This is a genomic window from Achromobacter sp. SIMBA_011 (assembly GCF_046535435.1).
GTDB classification, from domain to species: Bacteria; Pseudomonadota; Gammaproteobacteria; order Burkholderiales; family Burkholderiaceae_B; genus Achromobacter; species Achromobacter dolens.
In genome coordinates this window covers 271,987-293,048 of sequence record NZ_JAWRWN010000003.1, presented here as the reverse complement: position 1 = coordinate 293,048, position 21,062 = coordinate 271,987, and the positions used below count along the sequence as shown (strand labels likewise).

Genomic DNA, 21,062 nt, shown 5'->3' with positions numbered 1-21,062 from the left:
GGCTTGCGCCTGGCGCGCGCGGCGTTGGAAGAGGAGGGCGCCGCGGCCGACCGCGCCGCGTGGGGGCGCGCCCTGGACTCAGGCCGCCTTGGCCTCGCGCTCGATCAGTTCGCGCTTGCGTTCGATGCCCCAGCGGTAGCCGGCCAGCGAGCCGTCGGTGCGCACCACGCGGTGGCAGGGAATCGCCAGCGCGATGTTGTTGGTGGCGCAGGCGCGCGCCACCGCGCGCACCGAGCGCGGCGAGCCGATGCGTTCGGCGATGTCGGTGTAGGTGGCGGTGGTGCCGACGGGGATCTCGCGCAGCGCTTCCCAGACGCGGCGCTGGAACGCGGTGCCGCGCACGTCCAGCGGCAGGTGCAGGCCCACCGCGGGGTTCTCGACGAAACCGACCACCGCCGCTATCCATTGCTCGAATTCGCGGTCGGCGCCGATCAGCCGGGCGGCCTTGAAGCGGTCCTGCAGGTTGCGCACCAGTTGTTCGGGGTCTTCGTGCAGCGCGATTTCGCAGATGCCGGTGTCGCTGGCCGCCACCAGCAGGGCGCCCAGCGCGCACTGGCCCACGGCGAAGCGGATTTCGACGCCTTCGCCGTCCTTGCGGAAGGCGGTGGGCGTCATGCCGAGGATGGCAGGCGCCGCCTCGTAGAAGCGGCCGCTGGAGTTGAAGCCGGCGCCGTACATGGCGTCGGTGACGCTGGCGCTCTGGCGCAGTTGCTGGCGGGCGCGGTCGGCGCGCAGCGCGTTGGCGTAGGCCTTGGGCGTGATGCCGGTGGCCGCCTTGAAGATGCGGTGGAAATGGAAGCGGCTCATGCCGGCCTGTTCGGCCAGCGTGTTCAGGTCCGGCGGCTGCTCGGCCTCCAGCGCCCGGCAGGCGCGTTCGACGGCGGCGGCGTGCTGTTTGCTCAAGGGGGCGGCGTGGGTCATGTCGGGCTCCGGGGGCGCGCCGGTTTGCGCGCTTTCGACCATGTTCTCAAAGGCCTGCCCGCGCCGCACTCCGGTTGTTGCCGGGGGCGGCCTGCTCCCCTGGCCGGGGCCTCAGGCGGGCGCGTAGGCGTCCAGGAAGCGGCGCACCAGTTCGCCCGACACCGGGGTGGCGCGCACGTTGGCGGACAGGCCGGGCACATCGAGGTTTTCGGCGGCGTAGCGGCGGCCGAAGCGTTCGAGATGGGCGCGCACGAAATCGGGGCCGAATTCGGGGTGGAACTGGGTCGAGAAGACGTTGCGGCCGATGCGGATCATCTGGTGCGGGTCCAGGTCGGAACGCGCCAGCACGGCGGCGCCGGGCGGCAACTGCAGCACGGTCTGCGCATGCAGCATCTGGGCCGGGAAGGTGGGCGGCAGGCCGGCCAGCAGTTTGTCGCCAGCGGCGGCGGGCAGCAGTTCGACCGTCTGGGTGCCGACTTCGCGGCCGGCGGGGTTGTAGCCCACCTTGCCGCCCAGGGCGTGCGCCAGGAGCTGGTGGCCGTAGCAGATGCCGAACATCGGCAGGCCGACCGCGGCGGCTTCGCGCAGCCAGGCGGCGGTGTCTTCGCTCCAGGGTTCCAGGTCGGTGACCATGGCCGGCGACCCGGTGATCAGGGCGGCGCGGTACTGGTCCGGCGCGCGCGGCCGTTCGCCGGCGTGGACGGCGACCACTTCGAGGGCGTCGGGCGCCAGGCCGGAGGCCCGCGCCAACTGTTCGGCATAGCCGCCGAACTGGCTCTTGAGCGTATCGTCCGGGTCGCCCGTGTGCAGGATGAGGACGGGACGGGCGGGGGAGATTGCAGCGGTCATTGGGGGTGTATGCGTGGTAAATGCCAGCGGCCGGGGACGGCAGCCAGCGCACATCATAATCCAGGCGATTGTCCGAGGTGGGCGGGGGCGTCACCGCGGCGTCATGGAAATACGTACAATCCGCTGACCGACTCATCCTTTCAGGCAAACGTAACTATGTGGATTTGGTTAGGGCTGGCCGCGCTGGCGCTCATCGGCGAACTGGCGACAGGAACCTTCTACCTGCTATTGGTGGCGCTGGGATTGGCCGCGGGCGGCGTCGCCGCCTGGCTGCTGGCGGGCCTGGAATGGCAACTGGTGGCGTGTGGCGTCGTGCTGCTGCTGGGCCTGCTGGTGCTGCGCAAGACGCGCGTCCTGAAAAAGCGCGAGGTCGACGCCTCGCGCAACGCCGACGTCAACCTGGACATCGGCCAGACCGTCAAGGTGGAAGCCTGGAGCCAGGACGGCACCGCGCGCGTCTGGTACCGCGGCGCGCACTGGCAGGCGGAACTGGCCGAGGGACAGCCGGCCCACGGCGGCGAACACATCATCACCGAAATGCGCGGCACGCGCCTGGTCCTGACTCCGAAGGGGGACGCGACCGGCGCCACGCGCTAGGGCGTGGCGGCGTGGAAGGCTCCGTGCTTTTGCGCGCCGGCCCGTTCCAAGGCAGGACCCGGACCCGCGCAGACGGGCCGGCCGCAGCAGGCGCCCTGGCTATCGCGGGCAGGCGCGTCACCGCATTCACCCCAGAAGAGGCACTACACCATGATGGACACTTCCACTATCGTCCTGCTCGTTATCGTCGCACTGGCGATCCTGATCGTCATCAAGGCGATCGCCATCGTCCCCCAGCAGCACGCCTGGGTGGTCGAGCGTCTGGGCAAGTTCGACCGCGTACTGTCGCCGGGCGCCGGCTTCGTGATCCCGTTCATCGAGCGCGTGTCGTACAAGCATTCGCTCAAGGAAATCCCGCTGGACGTGCCGAGCCAGGTCTGCATCACGCGCGACAACACCCAACTGCAGGTGGACGGCGTGCTTTACTTCCAGGTGACCGACCCGATGCGCGCGTCGTACGGTTCGTCCAATTACATCTCGGCCATCACGCAACTGGCGCAGACCACGCTGCGCTCGGTGATCGGCAAGATGGAACTGGACCGCACCTTCGAGGAACGCGACGCCATCAACAGCACCATCGTGTCGTCGCTGGACGAGGCGGCGCTGAACTGGGGCGTGAAGGTGCTGCGCTATGAGATCAAGGACCTGACCCCGCCCAACGAGATCCTGCGCTCGATGCAGGCGCAGATCACTGCCGAGCGCGAGAAGCGCGCGCTGATCGCGGCCTCGGAAGGCCGCCGCCAGGAACAGATCAACATCGCCACGGGCGAACGCGAAGCGGCCATCGCCCGTTCGGAAGGCGAGAAGCAGGCCCAGATCAACCAGGCGCAGGGCGAGGCCGCGGCGGTGCTGGCGATCGCCGAAGCCACCGCCAAGGCCATCACGCAGGTGGCCGACGCCGTGCGCCAGCCCGGCGGCATGGAAGCGGTCAACCTGAAGGTGGCCGAGCGCTACGTCGAGGCCTTCGGCAACGTGGCCAAGGAAGGCAACACGCTGATCCTGCCGGCCAACCTGTCGGACGTGGGCGGCATGATTGCCTCGGCCATGACCATCGTCAAGTCCACCCGCAATAGCTGAACCGCGCGCCGCGAGGCGCTTCGCCCATGATCGCTCCCGTCCATTTGCTGTCGATCGCAGTACTGACGGGAGTGCTATCGCTGTGTGTCCTGGGGTCCCTGGCGCGCAGCGGCATGGCCGGGATCCGCGAAACCATACGCGCCAACCTGCTCACGCTGTTGGCGTTTTTTCTGTTCGGGCTGCAGGCCACCGAGGCGCCGCGCTGGCTGTCGATCGTGCTGCCCAATGTGCTGATCGGCCTGGCGCTGTGCGCCTACTACACCGGGATCCGGCGCCTGCTGGGGCAGCGGGTGCCGCGCCACCTGATGGGGCTGGCCTGCGGCGCGGCCTGGTTGGTGCTGGCGGGATATACCTACCTGGACAACCAGGTGGCGCCCCGCATCGTGGCCATGTCGACGCTGCAGATGGGCTTCATGTTCGCGGTGGCGGCGGCGGTGTGGCGGGGACTGCCCGCCAACCGTTCGCGCTACAGCTATTACTTCGTCTGGTCGGTGGCGATGATATCCGGCCTGACCTGCGCGCTGCGGTCGGTGCTGTTCGCGTCCGGCGTGGCCCGGGCCGATTTCCTGCTGCAGCCAACCAACTGGAACATTGTGTTCATGACGCTGGGCGTGCTGGCGATGCCCTGCCTGACGCTGGGCACCATCATGATCATCCACGACCGCATGCTGGCCGATCGCGAGCATGAGGCCAGCACCGATTTCCTGACAGGGTTGATGTCGCGCAAGGCATGGTGGCTGCAGGCGGAGCGCTTTTGCGCCCAGGCGCTGCGCACGCGGCGGCCATTGTCCCTGATGCTGCTGGATATCGACCACTTCAAGCGGATCAACGATACGCACGGCCATGCCGCCGGCGACGCGGTGCTGCGCCATTTCGGCCTGCTGGCCACGGCCACGTTGCGAACCGGCGATCATGTCGGCCGGGTGGGGGGCGAGGAATTCAGCGTGCTGTTCGCCGATTTGCGCAGCGACGCCGTGATGGACGTGGCGCAGCGCTTGCTCGACTCGGTGCAGCGCACGCCCTGCGCCCATGGCGGCAGCGTGATTGCCTATACGTTCAGCGCCGGGGTGGCGGAGTGGGTGCCGGGCGAGAACCTGCAGGCCTTTTTTGAGCGCGCCGACCGCATGCTGTACGCGGCCAAGCAGGGCGGCCGCAACCGGGTGCTGGGGCCGGGCATGCAGCCGGCCGAGCGCGTGCCGCTGCCGGCGGCCGCGTGATTCAACTGTCTTTGCGCGACGCCCGCGTGTCGTGCTTCATGATGCGCTCCTTCTCGCGCTGCCAGTCCTTCTCGCGTGCGGTGTCGCGCTTGTCAAAGAGCTTCTTGCCGCGGCCCAGCGCGAAGTCGAGCTTGATGCGGCCGTTCTTGTAGTGCAGGTTGAGCGGCACCAGCGTGTAGCCGCGCTGCTCGACCTTGCCGATCAGCTTGCTGATTTCCTCGGCCTTGAGCAGCAGCTTGCGGGTGCGCATGGCGTCCGGGTGGATGTGCGTGGACGCGGTGGGCAGGGGGCTGACGTGCATGCCCAGAAGGAACAGTTCGCCATCGCGCACGATGACGTAGCTTTCCTTGAGCTGCACGCGGCCATCGCGGATCGCCTTGACTTCCCAGCCCTGGAGAACCAGGCCGGCTTCGTAGCGGTCTTCGATGAAATAGTCGTGCGTGGCCTTGCGGTTATCGATAATGCTCATCTTGTGGGGCCCAATATGCCCGTTTGTTCTTCGTTTGTGCTCGTTTGCGCCCCGGCGGCGCAGTGCCGGTAAAATCCTATCATTCTAGCCATTTGCGATAGTCGATGCACAAAGTACAGCGATCCGTCCTGGTGCCCTACAGCGCCGCCCAGATGTTCGACCTGGTCGCCGACGTGGAAAAGTACCCCGAGTTCATGCCGTGGTGTGGCGGCGCCGAGGTGCAGACGCGCGACGAGCACGGCATGCAGGCGTCCATCCTGATCAGTTTCGCGGGTATGAAGCAGCGCTTCACCACGCGCAACCGGCACGTCTACCCCGACCGCATCGACCTGGAACTGGTCGATGGCCCTTTTTCCAGCCTGGTGGGGCACTGGGAGTTCCAGCCGTTGGCCGAGGATGCCTGCAAGGTGCTGTTCACCATGGAATACGCCTTTTCCAACCGGGCGCTGGAGATGGTGGTGGGGCCGGTGTTCAACCGCATCGCCACCAGCTTCATCGATTCCTTCACCAAGCGCGCGCAGGCCAAGTATGGGGAATGAGCCGTCTGCCGACGGGCAGATCGCCGTGTCGGTCTGCTATGCCCTGTCGGCCCAGGTCTGGCTGCGCGAGGTGCGGCTGCCGGCCGGCGCGACCGTGGCGGACGCCCTGCGCGCCAGCGGCTTCGCCCTGGCCTTCCCGGTGGTCCAGCCCTGGGAGCGGGGCGTGGGCGTGTTCGGCCGCGCGGTCGAGGCCGCCACGCCGCTGGCGGACGGCGACCGGGTGGAGATCTACCGCGGGCTGAGCTTCGATCCCAAGGAATCGCGCCGCCGCCGCGCCGAGCACCGGCGCGCCAGGACCGCTCGCAACGGCCGCGTGCGTCCGGCCGGATTGCTGTAGCAGTCGGCCCCGGGGCGCGCGCCGCCGGAGCCCGGCGGGCTGCCGCCACATTGTCATCATCAGGACAAATCACGCCGGCCCTTCCGGCGTAACATTGACGGCGCCGCACCCTTACGTTTACGTCAACGTCATGTCAAAATGATCCGGCTGACGTTCACGAGACGGCAGCAACGCCAACAGACAATACCGATGACATCAGGAGACAGGCTGTGGACTTGGAACTGACCGACGAGCAGCGCGCGTTCGCGCAGGCCGCGCGCGACTATGCCGAGGGCGAACTGGCGCCCCATGCGGCGCAGTGGGATGCCGAGGGCATCTTCCCCAAGGAGGCGTTCGCGCGCGCCGGCGAGATGGGCTTCTGCGCCATCTATGCCAGCGAGGACATCGGCGGCCTGGGGCTGCCGCGCCTGGACGCCACCCTGGTGTTCGAGGAAATGGCCGCCGTCGATCCGTCGACCACCGCGTTCCTGACGATCCACAACATGGCCACCTGGATGGTCGGCAAGTGGGGCCAGCCGGCCCTGCGCGAGGCCTGGGGGCCGCTGCTGGCCAGCGGCCAGAAGCTGGCCTCGTACTGCCTGACCGAACCGGGCGCCGGCTCCGACGCCGCGTCGCTGTCGACCCGGGCGCAGCGCCAGGGCGACCACTACCTGCTCAATGGCGCCAAGGCCTTCATTTCGGGCGGCGGCGATACCGACCTGCTGGTGGTGATGGCGCGCAGCGACGGCGAGGGCGCGGGCGGCATCAGCGCCTTTGCCGTGCCCGCCGACAGCGAGGGCATCAGCTACGGCCGCAAGGAAGAGAAGATGGGCTGGAACAGCCAGTCCACCCGTCCGATTGTGTTCGAGAACGTGCGTGTGCCCGCCGGCAACCTGCTGGGCGAGGAGGGCGAGGGCTTCAAGATCGCCATGAAGGGCCTGGACGGCGGCCGCATCAATATCGGCACCTGCTCGGTGGGCGCGGCCCAGGGCGCGCTGGACGCGGCCCGCCGCTACATGGACGAGCGGCGCCAGTTCAACCGCCGCCTGGCGGAATTCCAGGCGCTGCAATTCAAGCTGGCGGACATGGCCACCCACCTGGTGGCGGCGCGCCAGATGGTGCGGCTGGCGGCCTGCAAGCTGGACGCCGGCGCGCCCGACGCGGCCACCTACTGCGCGATGGCCAAGCGCTTTGCCACCGACATGGGCTTCCAGATCTGCCTGGACGCCCAGCAGATCCACGGCGGCTATGGCTACCTGCGGGACTATCCCTTGGAGCGTCTGGTGCGCGATACTCGCGTACATCAGATTCTGGAGGGGACAAACGAGATCATGCGCGTGATCATCGCCCGCCAATTGTTGGAAAAAGGAGCCGACATAAGATGAATGCACCGGTGCTGTTCGAAGAAAGGGCCGCCGCCAATGGAATGCGCTTCGGGATCGCGACGCTGAATTCGCCGCAGACCCTGAACGGGCTGTCGCTGGAGATGGTCGACCTGCTGGCAGAGCGCCTGGACGCCTGGGCGCGCGATCCGGCGGTGGCGCTGGTGGTGCTTCAGGGCGCGGGCGAGAAGGCCTTCTGCGCCGGCGGCGACCTGCATGGCCTGTACCGCAGCATGACCGAGAACGCCGGCAAGGGCGCGTGGGGCAATGCCTACGCGCGCCGTTTTTTCGAGCATGAATACCGCCTGGACTACCGCATCCACAGCTACCCCAAGCCGGTGCTGTGCTGGGGCCACGGCATCGTCATGGGCGGCGGCATCGGCCTGATGATGGGCGCCAGCCACCGCGTGGTCAGCGAGACCTCGCGCCTGGCGATGCCGGAAATCTCCATCGGCCTGTTTCCCGATGTCGGCGGTAGCTGGCTGCTGAACCGCATGCCGGGCCGCATCGGGGTGTTCCTGGCGCTGACCGGCGCGCAGATCAATACCGCCGACGCGTTTTTCGCCGGCCTGGCGGACTTCCGCCTGAACCACGAAGACTGGCCCAAGCTGCTGGCTTCGCTGGAGGAACAGCCCTGGGCCGGCCAGGCCGCAGGCGGCGCGGAGGATGCGATCCCGCCGCGCTCGATCAACGACGGCCTGTTGCGCCGGGCGCTGACGGCGCTCGAACCGCAGACGCCGCTGGAGGGCGGTCACCTGCGCCAGCACTCGTTCATGATCAACAGCCTGTGCAGCGGCAACCGCCTGGACGAGATCTACGAGGAACTGGCCGGACTGAAGGACCATGCCGACCCGTGGCTGGCGCGCGCCGCCGCCACCATGCTGGCCGGGTCGCCCGGCTCACTGCGGCTGTCGTTCGCGCTGCAGCAGCGCATGCGGCTGCGGTCGCTGGACGATGTGTTCCGCGCGGAGTACATCGCCGCGCTCCATTGCACCGCGCATGGCGATTTCGCCGAGGGCATCCGCGCGCTGCTGATCGACAAGGACAAGACGCCGCGCTGGAACCCCGCGGTGCTGGACATGGCCACCGAGGCCTGGGTGCAGAAGTTCTTCGACGAGCCCTGGCCCGAGGGCCAGCCGCATCCGCTGGACGACCTGGGCAAGGAAGGCCGCTGACGTCCGCCGCGGAGCGGGCCGGCATCGCGTCGCAACACTGATTTCATACCTACAGCAATAGCAACAGGAGACAGGACATCATGAGCAGTATCGCGTTTATCGGTTTGGGCAACATGGGCGCGCCCATGGCATTGAATCTGGTCAAGGCCGGCCACAGCCTGACGGTGTTCGACCTGGTGCCGGCGGCGGTCAAGGTGCTGACCGATGCGGGCGCCAAGGCTGCGGCCTCGGCCGCCGAGGCGGTCAAGGGGGTCGAGGTGGTGATCTCGATGCTGCCGGCCAGCAAACACGTCGAAGGCCTGTACCTGGACCAGGACCTGCTGGGCAAGATTGCGTCCAGCGCGCTTGTGATCGAGTGCAGCACCATCGCGCCGGACTCGGCCCGCAAGGTGGCGCAGGCCGCCGAGGTGCGCGGCATCGCCATGATCGACGCGCCGGTCTCGGGCGGCACCGGCGGCGCGGCCGCGGGCACGCTGACCTTCATCGTCGGCGGCCAGCCCGCCGCGCTGGAGCGCGCCCGTCCGGTGCTGGAGAAGATGGGCAAGAACATCTTCCACGCCGGGCCCGCGGGCGCCGGCCAGGTCGCCAAGATCTGCAACAACATGCTGCTCGGCATCCTCATGGCCGGCACCTCCGAGGCGCTGGCGCTGGGCGTGGCCAACGGCCTCGATCCCAAGGTGCTGTCGGACATCATCGCCAAGAGCTCTGGCCGCAACTGGGCCACCGAGCTGTACAACCCGTGGCCCGGCGTGATGGAACACGCCCCGGCCTCCAAGGGCTATGCCGGCGGCTTCGGCGTCGACCTGATGCTCAAGGACCTGGGCCTGGCGGCCGAGGCGGCGCTGTCGGCGCGCGCCTCGATCCCGCTGGGGGAACTGGCGCGCAACCTGTATTCGCTGCACAGCGCGGGCGGCTCGGGCCGGCTGGACTTCTCCAGCATCGTCAACCTGGTCAAGCGCGACCAGGACTGACATGGCCGCGCCCGCCACTTGCGCCGATCCGGCCGGGCGGGTCCAGGCGAGCTTCGAGCGGCAGAGCATCATGCGGCTGCTCGGCGCGAGCCTGGACGTGGTCGAGCCGGGCAGGGTGGACATCGTGCTGCCGTACCGCGCCGATCTGTGCCAGCAGAACGGTTTCCTGCACGCCGGCATCTCCACCACCATCGCCGATTCGGCCGGCGGCTATGCCGCCTTCAGCCTGTTCCACCCGGGCGAGGACGTGTTGACCTCGGAGTTCAAGATGAACTTCCTGGCGCCCGCCAAGGGCGAGCGCTACGTGGCCAGCGGCCGCGTGGTCAAGCCGGGCAAGCGCCTGTCGATCTGCCAGGTCGAAGTGCATGCCTACGAGGGCGAACAGGCCACGCTTTGCGTGATAGGCTTGCTCACCGCGGTGCGCGTGACGCCGCGTTGAGCCGCTGGCGGCGGCCGTCCGCCGCCAGCCTTGTCGCGCCTTGAACGGGTCCACGGCAATGCCTTCCAAAGAACATCACCGGATTTTCCGCAGCAACTGGCTGCGCGCCGCGGTGCTCGGCGCCAACGACGGCATCGTCTCCACCGCGAGCCTCATCACCGGCGTCGCGGCCGCCCAGGCCTCGCACGAGGCGGTGCTGACCTCGGGCCTGGCCGGCCTGGTGGCCGGGGCGCTGTCGATGGCGGCGGGTGAATACGTCTCGGTGCGGTCGCAATCCGATATCGAGGCCGCCGACCTGCGCATGGAGCAGCGTTCGCTCAGGCGCAACTCGGGCGAAGAGCTCGAGGAACTGGTCGAGATCTACGTCGGCCGCGGGCTGTCGCGGGACCTGGCCGAGCAGGTCGCGCGGCAACTGACGCGCCACGACGCGCTTGACGCGCATGCGCGCGACGAACTCGGCATCTCGATCCACAATCGCGCCCGGCCGGTGCAGGCGGCGGTGGCCTCGGCCGCCTCGTTCGCCGGCGGCGCCGCGTTGCCGCTTGCGGTGGCCGCGGTGGTGCCGTTGCCGCAGCTTATCGGCTGGGTGATCGGCGCGTCCGTGGCCTGTCTGGCCTGTCTGGGGGCCCTGGCGGCTGGCGCCGGGGGCGCGCCCAAGGGGCCGGCGGCGGTGCGGGTGACGATATTGGGCGCGCTGGCGATGGCGGTGACGGCTGGCGTCGGCGCCTTGTTCGGCACCGTGGTCTAGGGGTTTCCCGCTCATGCAATACGTCCTGGTCAGCGCCTGTCTGTTGGGCCACCCCGTGCGCTACGACGGCCGCTCGGCGCCGCGAGGCCACGCGATCCTGGCGCGCTGGCTCGATGAAGGCCGGGTCGTGCCAGTCTGTCCGGAGGTGGCGGGTGGCATGCCGATTCCGCGCCCGCCCGCCGAGATCGAGCCGGGCGCCAATGCCGCTGACGTGCTGGGCGGCCGCGCCCGCGTGATGGCGGTGTCGGGCGAGGATGCCACCGTGCCGTTCCTGCGCGGCGCGCACCTGGCGCTGGCCGCTGCGCGCGAGCGCGGCATCCGCATTGCGGTGCTCAAGGAGGGCAGTCCGTCCTGCGGCAGCGGGTATGTCTACGACGGCAGCTTTTCGGGGCAGCGGCGGCCGGGCGTGGGCGTGACCGCGCAATTGCTGGCCGATGCCGGGGTGCGCGTGTTCAGCGAAGGGCAATGGGCGGACGCCGCTGCCTGCCTGGCGCGCCTGGAGGCGGGGCATGGGCTTTAACGTCGGCGACTGGCTGGTCCTGGTAGCCGTGGCGGCCGGCGTACTGTCGGCCTGGCGGCTGATCGCGGGCACCGGCCGCGGGCGCCTGCTGGCGCGGGCCGGGGCGGTGGTGTCGTTGGCGCTGTCGGCGTTCTTCTTCTGGCTCTGGTACGCGCAGTACCTGAAGTGGGATTTCAACGAGCTGGGCCGCTACTACGATCCGGTCGATGGGGTTGTCTACACCGACAGCGGCTTCGTCTGGGTGCTGCCGGCCGCGCTGGCCCTGTTGGCCGGGGCGTTTTTCGCCTGGCGCGGATGGGGCGGCGGGCGCGGTTGAGGGGCGCCATGCACGCGGGCGTCAACGGCCGTGAAAACAACAGGGAGGAGGCCCTGGCGGGGCTCCTCCCTGGCTGACGCGCCGTGGGCGCGATGGTCGTCAGTTGGCCCGGTAACCGCGGCTGTTCATGCAGGAATCCAGCGCGCGGTTGTAGGTGTCCACCATGACCTGGGTGGTCCATTGCGAAATGGTTGCCGGGTCGTAGCCGCTCTGGTTCATGGCCCAGCGCTGGCAGTCGGCCGAGGCGCTGGCCTGCGCCCGGTTGACCGGAGGGGCCGGTTCGTACTGCACCGGAGCGTATTGTGCCGGGGCCTGGTAGACGGGCGGCGCTTCATAGACAGGCGGCGCCTCGTACACGGGCGCCGTGTACACCGGGGGCGGGTAGTAGGCCACGCCCGGGGCGTAGACGCCGGTCTGTACGTAGCTCGGTCCGGAGTTATTGGCCGCCAGGATCAGCCCGGTGGCCGCGAGCGCAAACGCGCCACCAATCCACCAGCCGTTGCCGCCGCCACCGCCGTGGTGATGGTGATAGCCGCCACGATACCCGCCCGCCAGCGCGGGGGAACTTGCCAAGGCCAATGCCAGCGCGACGCCGACCATACGACCTGTAAACCGCTTCATGATCTTGCTCCTGAGCCGTCGGACGTCCACGTGCTGCGGCGGCCGACGATACCGTACTGTAACGCCGAGGCGACGCAATAGTTGTGTCAAGAATTACGAAGATTTCAAGTGATTTCAGGGGCTTGTGCGGGTCTCGCGCATGAACGGCGAACCATTGGGGTTGTCGCAGGTTTGCGACACACCGGCCTTGAGCCGGACGACCGCCTTGGCGTCGAAGGCCTCGGCATTGCGGTCGTGGGTGGCGTAAGTCTCGTAGCCGGCCTTTTCGACGCACCAGTTCCAGAAGAACTGTTCCGAGCCATGGATCGCCAGCACCTCCACCCGCCATTCATGGCGCGCATCGAAGTCCGCTCGGCCGTCGGCGCCGGTGCGCTGTTCGACTCGGTATCGGTCGTAGCCATAGGGGTAGGCGCCGGCGATCAGCACCACGCGGGCGCCGGCCAGTGGTTGCCCGGCTTCGTCCTGCACAGCGATGGCCGCACGCGGCTGCAGGGTCTTGTAAGTGGGGTAAGGTACACAGCCCGCCAGGGCCGGCAGGAGCACGGCGGCGCAGAAAGCGTGCAGCGGGCGCGATAGTCGGCGCATCAGGATCCTATGTATGCAGGAATGTATGGCAAAAAAGCCGGAATGAGAGTATTTTCACGCGATGACGACGGCAATACCCCCATCTGTACCGCAAGAAAAGCGTTTGACGAAAGGTGAGCGCACCCGGTTGCAACTGCTGGAAGTGGCGGCGGCGGAGTTCGCCGAGCGCGGTTTCCAGCACACCCGGATCAGCGATATTGTTGCCCGCGCGGGGGTGACGCAACCCGTTTTTTACCAGTATTTCGCCAGCAAGCAGGCGGCGTACGATGAGCTCGTGGGCATGTTCGCGCAGCGGTTGCGGCAGGAGGTCTGCCAGGCGCGGCTGTCCGACGACCAGGACCTGCCGGTCGAGGTGCGGGTGCGCCGCGGCGTCAGCAATTGGCTGGCGATCCTGCAAGAGGATCCCAACCTGACGCGCATCGGTTTTTTCCAGGTCGATGCGGCCGAGGCGCTCAAGGACGAGCTGGTCGAGATGATTTCCGAGAACGTGCGCATCGACCAGCGCGCGGGCGTGTTCCGCAAGGACATTCCGCCGGAATGGCTGTCGCACGCGTTCATGGGGGTGATCGAGCGCTTCACGCGCCGCGAGCCCAATGCCGAAGAGCGCGAGGCGCTGGCCGATTTCATCACGGATATGTTCCTGGAAGGCGTGCGCCAGCGCTAGCCGGCGTATCCCGGCCGAGCGGCCGCTGCCGGCGGCCTGCCGGGAACATCTTTCGTTCCGCCTATTCGACGCGGGCGCCGGAGGCGGCTACCAGGCCGCCTGTGGCCTCCCAGTCCGCTTTCAGCAACTGCTGGAATTGCGCGGGCGATTTGGCTTCGGCTTCGACGCCCAGCGCCGCCAGGCGCGCCTGTACTTTGGGATCGGACAGCGCCTGGTTGACGGCGGCGTTGATGCGGTCGCGTTCGGCCGGGGCGATGCCCGCCGGCGCCAGCAATCCGAGCCACGAATCGAAGGCAAACCCGGGCAGGCCGCTCTCGGCCACGGTCGGCAGGTCGGGGGCGAAGCGCGAGCGCTGCTTGCCGGTGTAAGCCAGGAAGGTCACGCGCGGATCGTTGCGGTAGCCGGTGACGCCGATGGTGGCGGCGGTGACGGCCTGCACCCGGCCGGCCAGCAGCTCGGTCACGGCGTCGCCGGTGGACTTCATCGGGATGTGCTGCATCCGCGCGCCGGCGGCGGCCAGCAGCGAGGCCATGCCCAGGTGCGAGGCGCTGCCGTTGCCGGCCGAGGCGTAGTCGTAGGCGTCGGGCTTGGCCTTGACGGCCTGGATGAATTCGGCGGTGTTGGCCACCTTCAGCGTCGAGGACGCCAGCAGGATGTAGCCGGTGTTGCCCAGGTAGGCGACGCCGGTGAAATCCTTGTAGGGGTCGTAGCTCAGGTTCTTGTACAGGTAGCCGGCGATGTGGTGGCTGGCGGCGGCCAGCACCAGCGTGTTGCCGTCGGGAGCCGCGCGCGCCACTTGCGCGGTGCCGACGGTGCCACCGGCGCCGGCGCGGTTCTCGACCACGATGGACGCATCCAGGGCGCGGCCGAGTTCGTCGCTGATGGCGCGGGCGATGGTGTCCTGCACCGCGCCGGTGCCGTACGGCACGACGATGCGCACGACGCGCGATTCGGCGTGCGCGGCGCCGCTGCAGGCGGCCAGCGCCAGCAAGGCGGCGCCGAGACGGACACGGGCGCCGCGCAGGGCCGGCAAGGTCGCGCGGGCGGCGCGCTCGGCGATAGAGATGAAGCGATCAGGCATGAGGCGGAAAATGTCATCGAGGGATGCGGGGCGTTGGACTCTACCGTTCGCGGCGGCGCGCGCCAACGATTGATTCCCGAGTTGCTTATTGCCCGTGGCCATAACGCGCGGACGGGCGCTGCGGCGCGGCCGGGTGGATATACTCGCTAGCGCCATCAGCCAACACCCGACGACGACACAAGGGAAAACAATGAACGCGCTCATGCAGCAGGCGATCCAGTTCGCCAACGACCACGAAACCGCCTGGGACCGCAGCGTCAACGGGGTCTTCGGCGTGCACCAGAACGATCCGCCGCCCTGGAACCGCCTGCTGGGCCCGCTGCACGACCGGGGCCCGGTGTCGGGCGTGGTGCTGCGCGAGGGCCGCGAGATCGCCGCGTGGGGCGATCCCGACCGCGCCGACCTGACCTTCAGCGTGGCCAAGCTGTACCTGGCGATCCTGGCCGGGTTGGCGCACGACCGCGGCCTGCTGCCGGACGTCGACGAGCCGGTGGGCAAGCGCGTGCCCGGCATCGGCTTCGATCATGGACGCAACGCCGACATCACCTGGCGCCATCTGCTGCAGCAGACCAGCGAATGGGAAGGCGAGCGCTTCGGCGTCTCCGACCAGGCCGACCGCTATCGCGCCGTCACCTTCGGCGTGCCGCCCGACGGCAAAAAGGGCGAGGCCCGTCCCTTGCAGGCGCCGGGCACGTACTGGGAATACAACGACGTGCGCATCAACCAACTGTCGTATGCGCTGCTGCACTTGTTCCGCAGGCCCTTGCCCGAGGTGTTCCGCGAGGCCGTCACGCGGCCGCTGGGCGCCAGCGAGAACTGGCAGTGGGTCGGCTACGACAACGCCTGGGTCGAGATCGACGGCCAGCGCATGCCGTCGGTGCCGGGCGGCTCGCACTGGGGCGGCGGCATGTCGATCAGCGCCCGCGACCAGGCGCTGATCGGCCAGATGCTGCTGAACCAGGGCCGCGCGGCCGACGGCCGCCAGGTGCTGTCGCCGGAATGGATCGACGCCATGCGCCAGCCCTGCGCGATCGCGCCGTACTATGGCTACCTCATCTGGCTGAACCACGAGGGCCGCGTGTTTCCGAGCGTGCCAGCGTCCAGTTTCTTCGGCGTGGGCGCGGGCAGTTCGTTCACCTGGGTCGAGCCCGAACGCAAACTGGTGGCGATCGTGCGCTGGCTCGATTCGGCGCACGCGGACGCGCTGTTCGGCAGGATCCTGGCGGCGGTGGACGCCCAGCCGGCCTGACACGCCGCCGGCGCGTCGCCGGTGGAGTCCCTGCCCGGGGCAGGGATTTTCAGCGGCATGCCGGCCGGCTTCTGGCAACATGACCCTTTGCCCCGCCGCGCCCCGGGCGCGCCGCACCGCTTCCTGTTTCGCTTCCCCCGCGCACCCCGCGCGCCGACCAAGGATTTCGCCATGAACTACCGCCGTCTCGGATCAAGCAACCTTCGCGTATCGCCCCTGTGCCTGGGCACCATGATGTTCGGCGAGCAGACGCCCGATGACGAGGCCGCGCGCATCGTCGCTTCCGCGCGCGACCACGGCCTGAATTTCATCGACACCGCCGACGTCTACAACGACGGCCGTTCCGAGCAAGTGGTGGGCAAGCTGCTGCAAGGGCAGCGCCACGACTGGGTGCTGGCCAGCAAGATCGGCAACGTGGTGGGCAAGGGCCCGAACCAGTCGCACTATTCGCGCCAGTGGCTGATCCGCGGCGTGGAGCAGAGCCTGGCGCGGCTGGGCACGGATTTCCTGGACATCCTGTACCTGCACCGCGACTACCACGAGGAAAACCTGGAAGAAGCGCTGTGGGCGCTGGGCGACCTGATCCGCGCCGGCAAGCTGCGCAGCTTCGGGCTGTCGAACTTCCGCGGCTGGCGCATCGCCGAAACCCTGCGCCTGTGCGAAAAACTGGGCGTGCCGCAGCCGGTGGTGTGCCAGCCGTACTACAACATGCTCAATCGCGGCCCCGAGGTCGAGATCCTGCCGGCCTGCCAGCACTACGGCCTGGGCGTGGTGCCGTACAGCCCGATCGCGCGCGGCGTGCTCACCGGCAAGTACCTGCCGGGCCAGGCGCCGGCCGCCGACACCCGCGCCGGGCGCGGCGACCGCCGCATCCTGGCCACCGAGTTCCGGGAAGAGTCGTTGCGGATCGCGCAGCGGCTGGTCGAGCACAGCGCTACCCGCGGCGTGCAGCCGGGCCATTTCGCCACCGCCTGGGTGCTGGCCAATCCGATCGTCACCGGCGTCATCGCCGGCCCGCGCACGCTGGCGCAAATGGACGATTACTACGCCGCGCTGGACGTCACCATCACGCCCGAGGACGAGGCGCTGGTGGATAGCTGGGTCACGCCGGGCCACGCCTCGACCCACGGCTACAACGATCCCAACTATCCGTTCCACGGCCGTCCGGTCACAGTGGCCTGACGGCGGGCAGGGGCGGCGCGTGGCGCCGCCCGCGCGCCGGTTAGGCCTTGCGCAGGGTCGCGCTGGCCGGCGGGGCCAGCCCGTCCTGCGCCGCGGTGCGCCCGCCGCGCCCGATCAGCCAGGCGCACAACGCCGACACCACGCCCGAGAACAGCACGTACAGGCAGATCAGCCACGGCTGGCCATTGCCGGTCTTGAGCAGCGCGGTGGCGATGATCGGCGTGATGCCCGAGGCGAAGATGCCCGAGAACTGGTAGACGAACGAGATGCCGGTGTAGCGCACCTTGGCGTCGAACAGCTCGCAGAACAGCGCGGCCTCCGGCCCGTAGACGGCGGCGTAGAAGATGCCGAACGGAATGATGATGGCCAGCCACACCAGCATCACGCTGCCCTGGCTGTTGAGCATCAGCCAGAAGCCGGGGAAGGCGGCCACCGCCGTGACCAGCGAGCCCCAGAAATACACCCGCGTGCGCCCGATGCGGTCGGACAGCCGGCCGAAGTAGGGGATGGTGAAGCACATCACCAGCGCCGCCGCCATCACCCCGGTCAGCGCTTCCGTGCGCGTGATCTGCAATGTCTGGGTCAGGTACGAGATCGAGAACACGCCGAAAACGTTGAAGAACACGCCGTCGATGTAGCGCGCGCCCATGCCCTTGGCGACGTTGCCGGGATAGCGGCGGATCATGTCCATGAACGGAATGCGGCTTTCGGCGTTGTCGCGCTTGACCGCGGTGAACTCGGGCGTTTCCTTGATGTTCAGGCGGATGTACATGCCGACCCCGACCATCGCGGCCGACGCCAGGAATGCCAGGCGCCAGCCCCAGGCCATGAACTGCGCGTCGGTCAGCAACGTCGACAGCAGCGCCACCGTGCCGGACGCCAGGCACAGGCCGATCGCCAGGCCGATCTGCGGCAGCGACGCATAGAAGCCCTTCTTGTCGGGCGGGGCGTATTCGTAGGCCATCAGCACCGCGCCGCCCCATTCGCCGCCCAGCCCGATGCCCTGGAACACGCGCAACAGCAGCAGCAGGATCGGCGCCCAGAGGCCGATGCTGTCATAGGTGGGCACCAGGCCGATCAGGAAGGTCGACACGCCCATGATCATCAGCGTCACCACCAGCATGCTCTTTCGGCCGATGCGGTCGCCGAAATGCCCGAACACCAGCCCGCCCAGCGGCCGGGTGATGAAGCCCACCGCAAAGGTGGTGTAGGCCAGCATGGTCGAGATGAGCGGGTCGCCGGTGGGGAAGTACAGCTTGTTGAACACGATGCCGGCGACTACGCCGTACAGGAAGAAGTCGTACCACTCGATGGTGGCGCCGATCAGCGACGCGGCGACGACTTTTCTCACCGCGGTTTCGTTCTGCTTGGCCATGCCTGTCTCCTTTGGGGAAGCGGGCGGCGCTCTGCGGCGCCGCTCCGCGGGTTGCGGTCAGCTCATGTCATGCCGCCTGTTGCAATGCCGGTTGCGCCTGCGCGCGCGGCCGCGCCGCGTGCAGGTCCTGCAGGATGAAGTCGGCCGCGCGCTCGGCCAGCATCACCACCGGCACGTTGGTGTTGCCCGAGACCAGCGTCGGCATGATGGAGCAATCCACCACCCGCAGCCCGCTCACGCCGTGCACCCGCAGGCGCTCGTCGACCACGGCCATGGGGTCCTCGCGCGGCCCCATTTTTGCGGTGCCCGACGGGTGGAAGATGGTGGCGCCGTACTCGCGGCAGAAGTGCAGGATCTCGTCGTCGCTCCGCACCTCGGGCCCGGGCCGGAATTCGCGCTTCATCAGGCCGGCCAGCGGTTCGGTGGCGGCCAGCCGGCGCGCGTACTTGACCGCCGCCACCGTCATGCGCCGGTCCAGCTCGGTGGACAGGTAGTTGGGCTGCATGGCGGGCGCCTCGAACGGATCGGCACTGCGCAGCCGCACCGTGCCGCGCGAGGACGGCCGCAATTGGCACACCGAATAGGTGCAGCCTGAGAACGGATGCACCTTGCCGCCGGCCATGTCGGCCGACAGCGTGGCGAAATGGAACTGGGTGTCGGGCGTGGCGCTGGCCGGATCGACGCGGCAGAACAGGCCGCCCTGGTTGATGCCCACCGCCAGCGGCCCGCCGCGGAACAGCAGCCATTGCAGCCCCATCGCGGCGCGGCCGTGCAGCGTGCGCAGTTGGTCGTTGGTGGTGATGGGGCGGCGCGTCTCGTAGATGAGGCGGATCTGCAGGTGGTCCTGCAGGTTCTCGCCCACGCCGGGCAGGTCGCGCACCACGCCGATGCCGAAGCGGCGCAGCAACGCGGCCGGCCCTACGCCCGACAGTTGCAGCAGTTGCGGCGATTGCAGCGCGCCGGCGCACAGGATCACCTCGCGGCGGGCGCGCAGCGTGCGCACCTGGCCGTCCTGGCGGTAGCGCACGCCGCAGGCGCGGCTGCCCTCGAACAGCACCGCCATCGTGTGCGCGCCGGTCTCGACACGCAGGTTGGCGCGGCCGCGCGCCGGGCGCAGATAGGCCACCGCGGTGGAGCAACGGCGGCCATTGCGGGTGGTGAGCTGGTAGTAGCCCACTCCTTCCTGGTCGCCGTTGTTGAAGTCGGTCACGTGTGGCAGGCCGAGCGCGCGCGCCGCGCCGATCAGGCCTTCGACCAGCGGGTGCGGCGTCTTGATGGAGGTGGCGTTCAGGGGGCCTTCGGTGCCGCGCGTGGCGCCCGGGCCGAGGTCGTTGTTCTCGAGCTTGCGGAAGTAGGGTAGGCATTCCTCCCAGCTCCAGGCCGGGTTGCCGGCGGCGACCCAGGCATCGTAGTCCTGGCGCTGGCCGCGGATGTAGATCAGGCCGTTGATGGCGCTGGAACCGCCCAGCGTGCGGCCGCGCGGCCAGTAGATGCGGCGGTCCAGCATGTTGGGGTCGGGCTCGGTGTAGTAGCCCCAGTTCAGCACCTTGTGAAACATGGTCTTGCCGTAGCCGATGGGGATGTGGATCCACGGCGAGCGGTCCGGCGGTCCCGCCTCCAGCAGGCACACGCTGTGCTGGCCATTGGCGCTCAAGCGGTTCGCCAGCACGCAGCCGGCGGAACCGGCCCCCACCACGATGTAGTCCACGGCATCGGACATGTCTGTTTCCTCCTTGGCCTGGCCGTGCCGTGACGCGGGGAGTCCCTCGTCCGGACGGCGCGTTTACCCTGCTTGCCGCATCGCCGCGCACTTATATACTGGCCTGATGCGAGGGGGGCGCGGCGACGCGCAAAGGTTCCGTATCTGTGGCGATTCTAGGAAGCCGCCACGGGAAAGAAAGCGCGGCAAGCGCGGGAACGGCGAAATGGCACAGAACATGGATCTTCGGTTTCAAAATCGCAGTGCAGCATCGGCGCGGAGGCACGACGCCGACGAGCCGCAGGATGCCTCGCGTTCGCTGCGCGCGCTGCTGGTGCTGGACTACCTGGCCCGCGCCCAGCATCCGCCCACGCTGGCGCAACTGGCGCAGCGCCTGGACATGCCCAAGTCCACCTTGATGCGTTTGCTGGCGGCCATGCAGCGCGCCGGTTTTGTCGCCGCCACGCCCACTGAAAACGGCTTCGTGCCGGGGCCGCAGGCCACCGCGCTGGCGCTGGCGACGCTGCACGCCTCGGCCTTCACGCGCGCCTGCCGCGCGGTGCTGGCGCAACTGGTCGGCAAGCTGGGTGAAACCTGCAATCTCACCGCGCCCGACGGCGACCAGGTGATCTACATGGAGCGGGTCGAGACCACCGAACCGCTGCGCCTGTTCTTCGCGGTCGGCAGCCACGTGCCGATGCATTGCACCGCCAGCGGCAAGCTGTTCCTGGCGTCGATGAACCGGCTCGAACGCGGCCGGGTGCTGGCGCGCCTGCCGCTGACGCGCAACACGCCGCGCACGCTGACCGATCCGGCGCGGCTGGAAGACGAACTGGAACGGTTGGCCGCGCGCGGCATCGGCATCGACAACGAGGAGTTCGTGCGCGGCATGAGCGCGGTGGCGGTGCCGGTGCGCGACGCGCAGGACCGCGTGGTGGCGGCGGTGGCGTGCCATGCGCCCACCGCGCGGCTGATGCTCGACGACCTGCTGCGCGCGGTGCCGGTCTTGCAGGGCGCGGCGCAGTCCATGAGCGCGGTGCTGGCGGGGCACCGGCCGGGCGGTTGAGGGC

Annotated in this window: 24 protein-coding genes; 16 read left to right on the top strand and 8 right to left on the bottom strand. The window is 68.8% G+C overall.

Annotated features, from left to right (window positions below):
* Positions 1 to 78 precede the first annotated feature (78 nt).
* Positions 79 to 921, bottom strand: a complete 843-nt coding sequence (locus SB816_RS14445; protein WP_410547210.1) for a bifunctional transcriptional activator/DNA repair enzyme AdaA — start codon at positions 919 to 921, stop codon at positions 79 to 81.
* A gap of 111 nt (positions 922 to 1,032) precedes the next feature.
* A complete protein-coding gene (locus SB816_RS14440; RefSeq protein ID WP_410547209.1) occupies positions 1,033 to 1,770 on the bottom strand; it encodes a glutamine amidotransferase in 738 nt (245 codons plus the stop codon).
* Between the two features lie 156 nt (positions 1,771 to 1,926).
* On the opposite strand from SB816_RS14440, the gene SB816_RS14435 reads away from it, so the two are divergent.
* The 3 genes from SB816_RS14435 (at position 1,927) to SB816_RS14425 (ending at position 4,661) form a co-directional block, all read left to right on the top strand.
* The gene (locus SB816_RS14435; RefSeq protein ID WP_006394517.1) at positions 1,927 to 2,367 is read left to right on the top strand and encodes an NfeD family protein; all 441 of its coding nucleotides are present in this window, start codon (positions 1,927 to 1,929) and stop codon (positions 2,365 to 2,367) included.
* 150 nt (positions 2,368 to 2,517) lie between these two features.
* Positions 2,518 to 3,444 carry an SPFH domain-containing protein gene (locus SB816_RS14430; RefSeq protein WP_006385179.1) on the top strand — a complete coding sequence of 309 codons (927 nt, stop codon included), beginning with the start codon at positions 2,518 to 2,520 and terminating at the stop codon, positions 3,442 to 3,444.
* A 26-nt stretch (positions 3,445 to 3,470) separates the two neighbouring features.
* Positions 3,471 to 4,661, top strand: a complete 1,191-nt coding sequence (locus SB816_RS14425) for a GGDEF domain-containing protein (RefSeq protein WP_064524476.1) — start codon at positions 3,471 to 3,473, stop codon at positions 4,659 to 4,661.
* 1 nt (position 4,662) lies between these two features.
* Here SB816_RS14425 and smpB read toward each other — a convergent pair whose 3' ends face one another.
* Positions 4,663 to 5,130 (bottom strand): SsrA-binding protein SmpB, encoded by a 468-nt coding sequence (gene smpB / locus SB816_RS14420; protein WP_006385177.1) that lies wholly within the window; start codon positions 5,128 to 5,130, stop codon positions 4,663 to 4,665.
* Positions 5,131 to 5,234: 104 nt separating this feature from the next.
* Here smpB and SB816_RS14415 point away from each other — a divergent pair, with 104 nt between their 5' ends.
* From SB816_RS14415 to SB816_RS14375, 9 genes are all read left to right on the top strand, one after another.
* On the top strand, positions 5,235 to 5,669 hold the full coding sequence (locus tag SB816_RS14415) for a type II toxin-antitoxin system RatA family toxin (protein WP_006385176.1): 435 nt from the start codon (positions 5,235 to 5,237) through the stop codon (positions 5,667 to 5,669).
* Positions 5,659 to 6,006: an RnfH family protein gene (locus SB816_RS14410; RefSeq protein ID WP_410547208.1), complete on the top strand. Its 348-nt coding sequence runs from the start codon at positions 5,659 to 5,661 to the stop codon at positions 6,004 to 6,006. Before SB816_RS14415 ends, SB816_RS14410 begins: the two co-directional genes overlap by 11 nt.
* A 209-nt stretch (positions 6,007 to 6,215) precedes the next feature.
* Positions 6,216 to 7,370, top strand: coding sequence for an acyl-CoA dehydrogenase family protein (locus SB816_RS14405; protein ID WP_410547207.1), 1,155 nt, complete (start codon positions 6,216 to 6,218; stop codon positions 7,368 to 7,370).
* Positions 7,367 to 8,542 (top strand): enoyl-CoA hydratase/isomerase family protein, encoded by a 1,176-nt coding sequence (locus SB816_RS14400; protein ID WP_064524479.1) that lies wholly within the window; start codon positions 7,367 to 7,369, stop codon positions 8,540 to 8,542. The genes SB816_RS14405 and SB816_RS14400 overlap by 4 nt, the downstream gene beginning before the upstream one ends.
* 80 nt (positions 8,543 to 8,622) lie before the next feature.
* Positions 8,623 to 9,513, top strand: a complete 891-nt coding sequence (gene mmsB, locus SB816_RS14395; protein ID WP_372416292.1) for a 3-hydroxyisobutyrate dehydrogenase — start codon at positions 8,623 to 8,625, stop codon at positions 9,511 to 9,513.
* 1 nt (position 9,514) lies between these two features.
* Positions 9,515 to 9,952, top strand: a complete 438-nt coding sequence (locus tag SB816_RS14390; protein ID WP_175167440.1) for a PaaI family thioesterase — start codon at positions 9,515 to 9,517, stop codon at positions 9,950 to 9,952.
* A 58-nt stretch (positions 9,953 to 10,010) separates the two neighbouring features.
* Complete coding sequence (locus SB816_RS14385; protein WP_410547206.1) at positions 10,011 to 10,700, top strand: VIT family protein; 690 nt, start codon at positions 10,011 to 10,013, stop codon at positions 10,698 to 10,700.
* A gap of 13 nt (positions 10,701 to 10,713) precedes the next feature.
* Positions 10,714 to 11,220, top strand: coding sequence for a DUF523 domain-containing protein (locus tag SB816_RS14380; RefSeq protein ID WP_054502791.1), 507 nt, complete (start codon positions 10,714 to 10,716; stop codon positions 11,218 to 11,220).
* Positions 11,210 to 11,536 carry a hypothetical protein gene (locus tag SB816_RS14375; RefSeq protein WP_054502790.1) on the top strand — a complete coding sequence of 109 codons (327 nt, stop codon included), beginning with the start codon at positions 11,210 to 11,212 and terminating at the stop codon, positions 11,534 to 11,536. Before SB816_RS14380 ends, SB816_RS14375 begins: the two co-directional genes overlap by 11 nt.
* 99 nt (positions 11,537 to 11,635) lie before the next feature.
* On the opposite strand, the gene SB816_RS14370 is transcribed toward SB816_RS14375, so the two are convergent.
* On the bottom strand, positions 11,636 to 12,157 hold the full coding sequence (locus tag SB816_RS14370; RefSeq protein ID WP_064524484.1) for a hypothetical protein: 522 nt from the start codon (positions 12,155 to 12,157) through the stop codon (positions 11,636 to 11,638).
* A 114-nt stretch (positions 12,158 to 12,271) separates the two neighbouring features.
* Positions 12,272 to 12,742 (bottom strand): hypothetical protein, encoded by a 471-nt coding sequence (locus SB816_RS14365; protein ID WP_064524485.1) that lies wholly within the window; start codon positions 12,740 to 12,742, stop codon positions 12,272 to 12,274.
* Positions 12,743 to 12,845: 103 nt separating this feature from the next.
* Here SB816_RS14365 and SB816_RS14360 point away from each other — a divergent pair, with 103 nt between their 5' ends.
* Positions 12,846 to 13,406: a TetR/AcrR family transcriptional regulator gene (locus SB816_RS14360; RefSeq protein WP_231132919.1), complete on the top strand. Its 561-nt coding sequence runs from the start codon at positions 12,846 to 12,848 to the stop codon at positions 13,404 to 13,406.
* Positions 13,407 to 13,467: 61 nt separating this feature from the next.
* On the opposite strand, the gene SB816_RS14355 is transcribed toward SB816_RS14360, so the two are convergent.
* Positions 13,468 to 14,487, bottom strand: coding sequence for a tripartite tricarboxylate transporter substrate-binding protein (locus SB816_RS14355; RefSeq protein ID WP_054502786.1), 1,020 nt, complete (start codon positions 14,485 to 14,487; stop codon positions 13,468 to 13,470).
* Between the two features lie 190 nt (positions 14,488 to 14,677).
* Here SB816_RS14355 and SB816_RS14350 point away from each other — a divergent pair, with 190 nt between their 5' ends.
* Complete coding sequence (locus tag SB816_RS14350) at positions 14,678 to 15,736, top strand: serine hydrolase domain-containing protein (RefSeq protein WP_175189831.1); 1,059 nt, start codon at positions 14,678 to 14,680, stop codon at positions 15,734 to 15,736.
* Positions 15,737 to 15,907: 171 nt separating this feature from the next.
* Complete coding sequence (locus SB816_RS14345; protein ID WP_054502886.1) at positions 15,908 to 16,918, top strand: aldo/keto reductase; 1,011 nt, start codon at positions 15,908 to 15,910, stop codon at positions 16,916 to 16,918.
* A 40-nt stretch (positions 16,919 to 16,958) separates the two neighbouring features.
* On the opposite strand, the gene SB816_RS14340 is transcribed toward SB816_RS14345, so the two are convergent.
* Together SB816_RS14340 and SB816_RS14335 are read right to left on the bottom strand one after the other, a co-directional pair.
* A complete protein-coding gene (locus SB816_RS14340; RefSeq protein ID WP_144658120.1) occupies positions 16,959 to 18,293 on the bottom strand; it encodes an MFS transporter in 1,335 nt (444 codons plus the stop codon).
* Between the two features lie 67 nt (positions 18,294 to 18,360).
* Complete coding sequence (locus tag SB816_RS14335) at positions 18,361 to 20,013, bottom strand: GMC family oxidoreductase (protein ID WP_410547205.1); 1,653 nt, start codon at positions 20,011 to 20,013, stop codon at positions 18,361 to 18,363.
* Between the two features lie 205 nt (positions 20,014 to 20,218).
* Here SB816_RS14335 and SB816_RS14330 point away from each other — a divergent pair, with 205 nt between their 5' ends.
* Positions 20,219 to 21,058, top strand: a complete 840-nt coding sequence (locus tag SB816_RS14330; RefSeq protein WP_054502782.1) for an IclR family transcriptional regulator — start codon at positions 20,219 to 20,221, stop codon at positions 21,056 to 21,058.
* Positions 21,059 to 21,062: the final 4 nt, after the last annotated feature.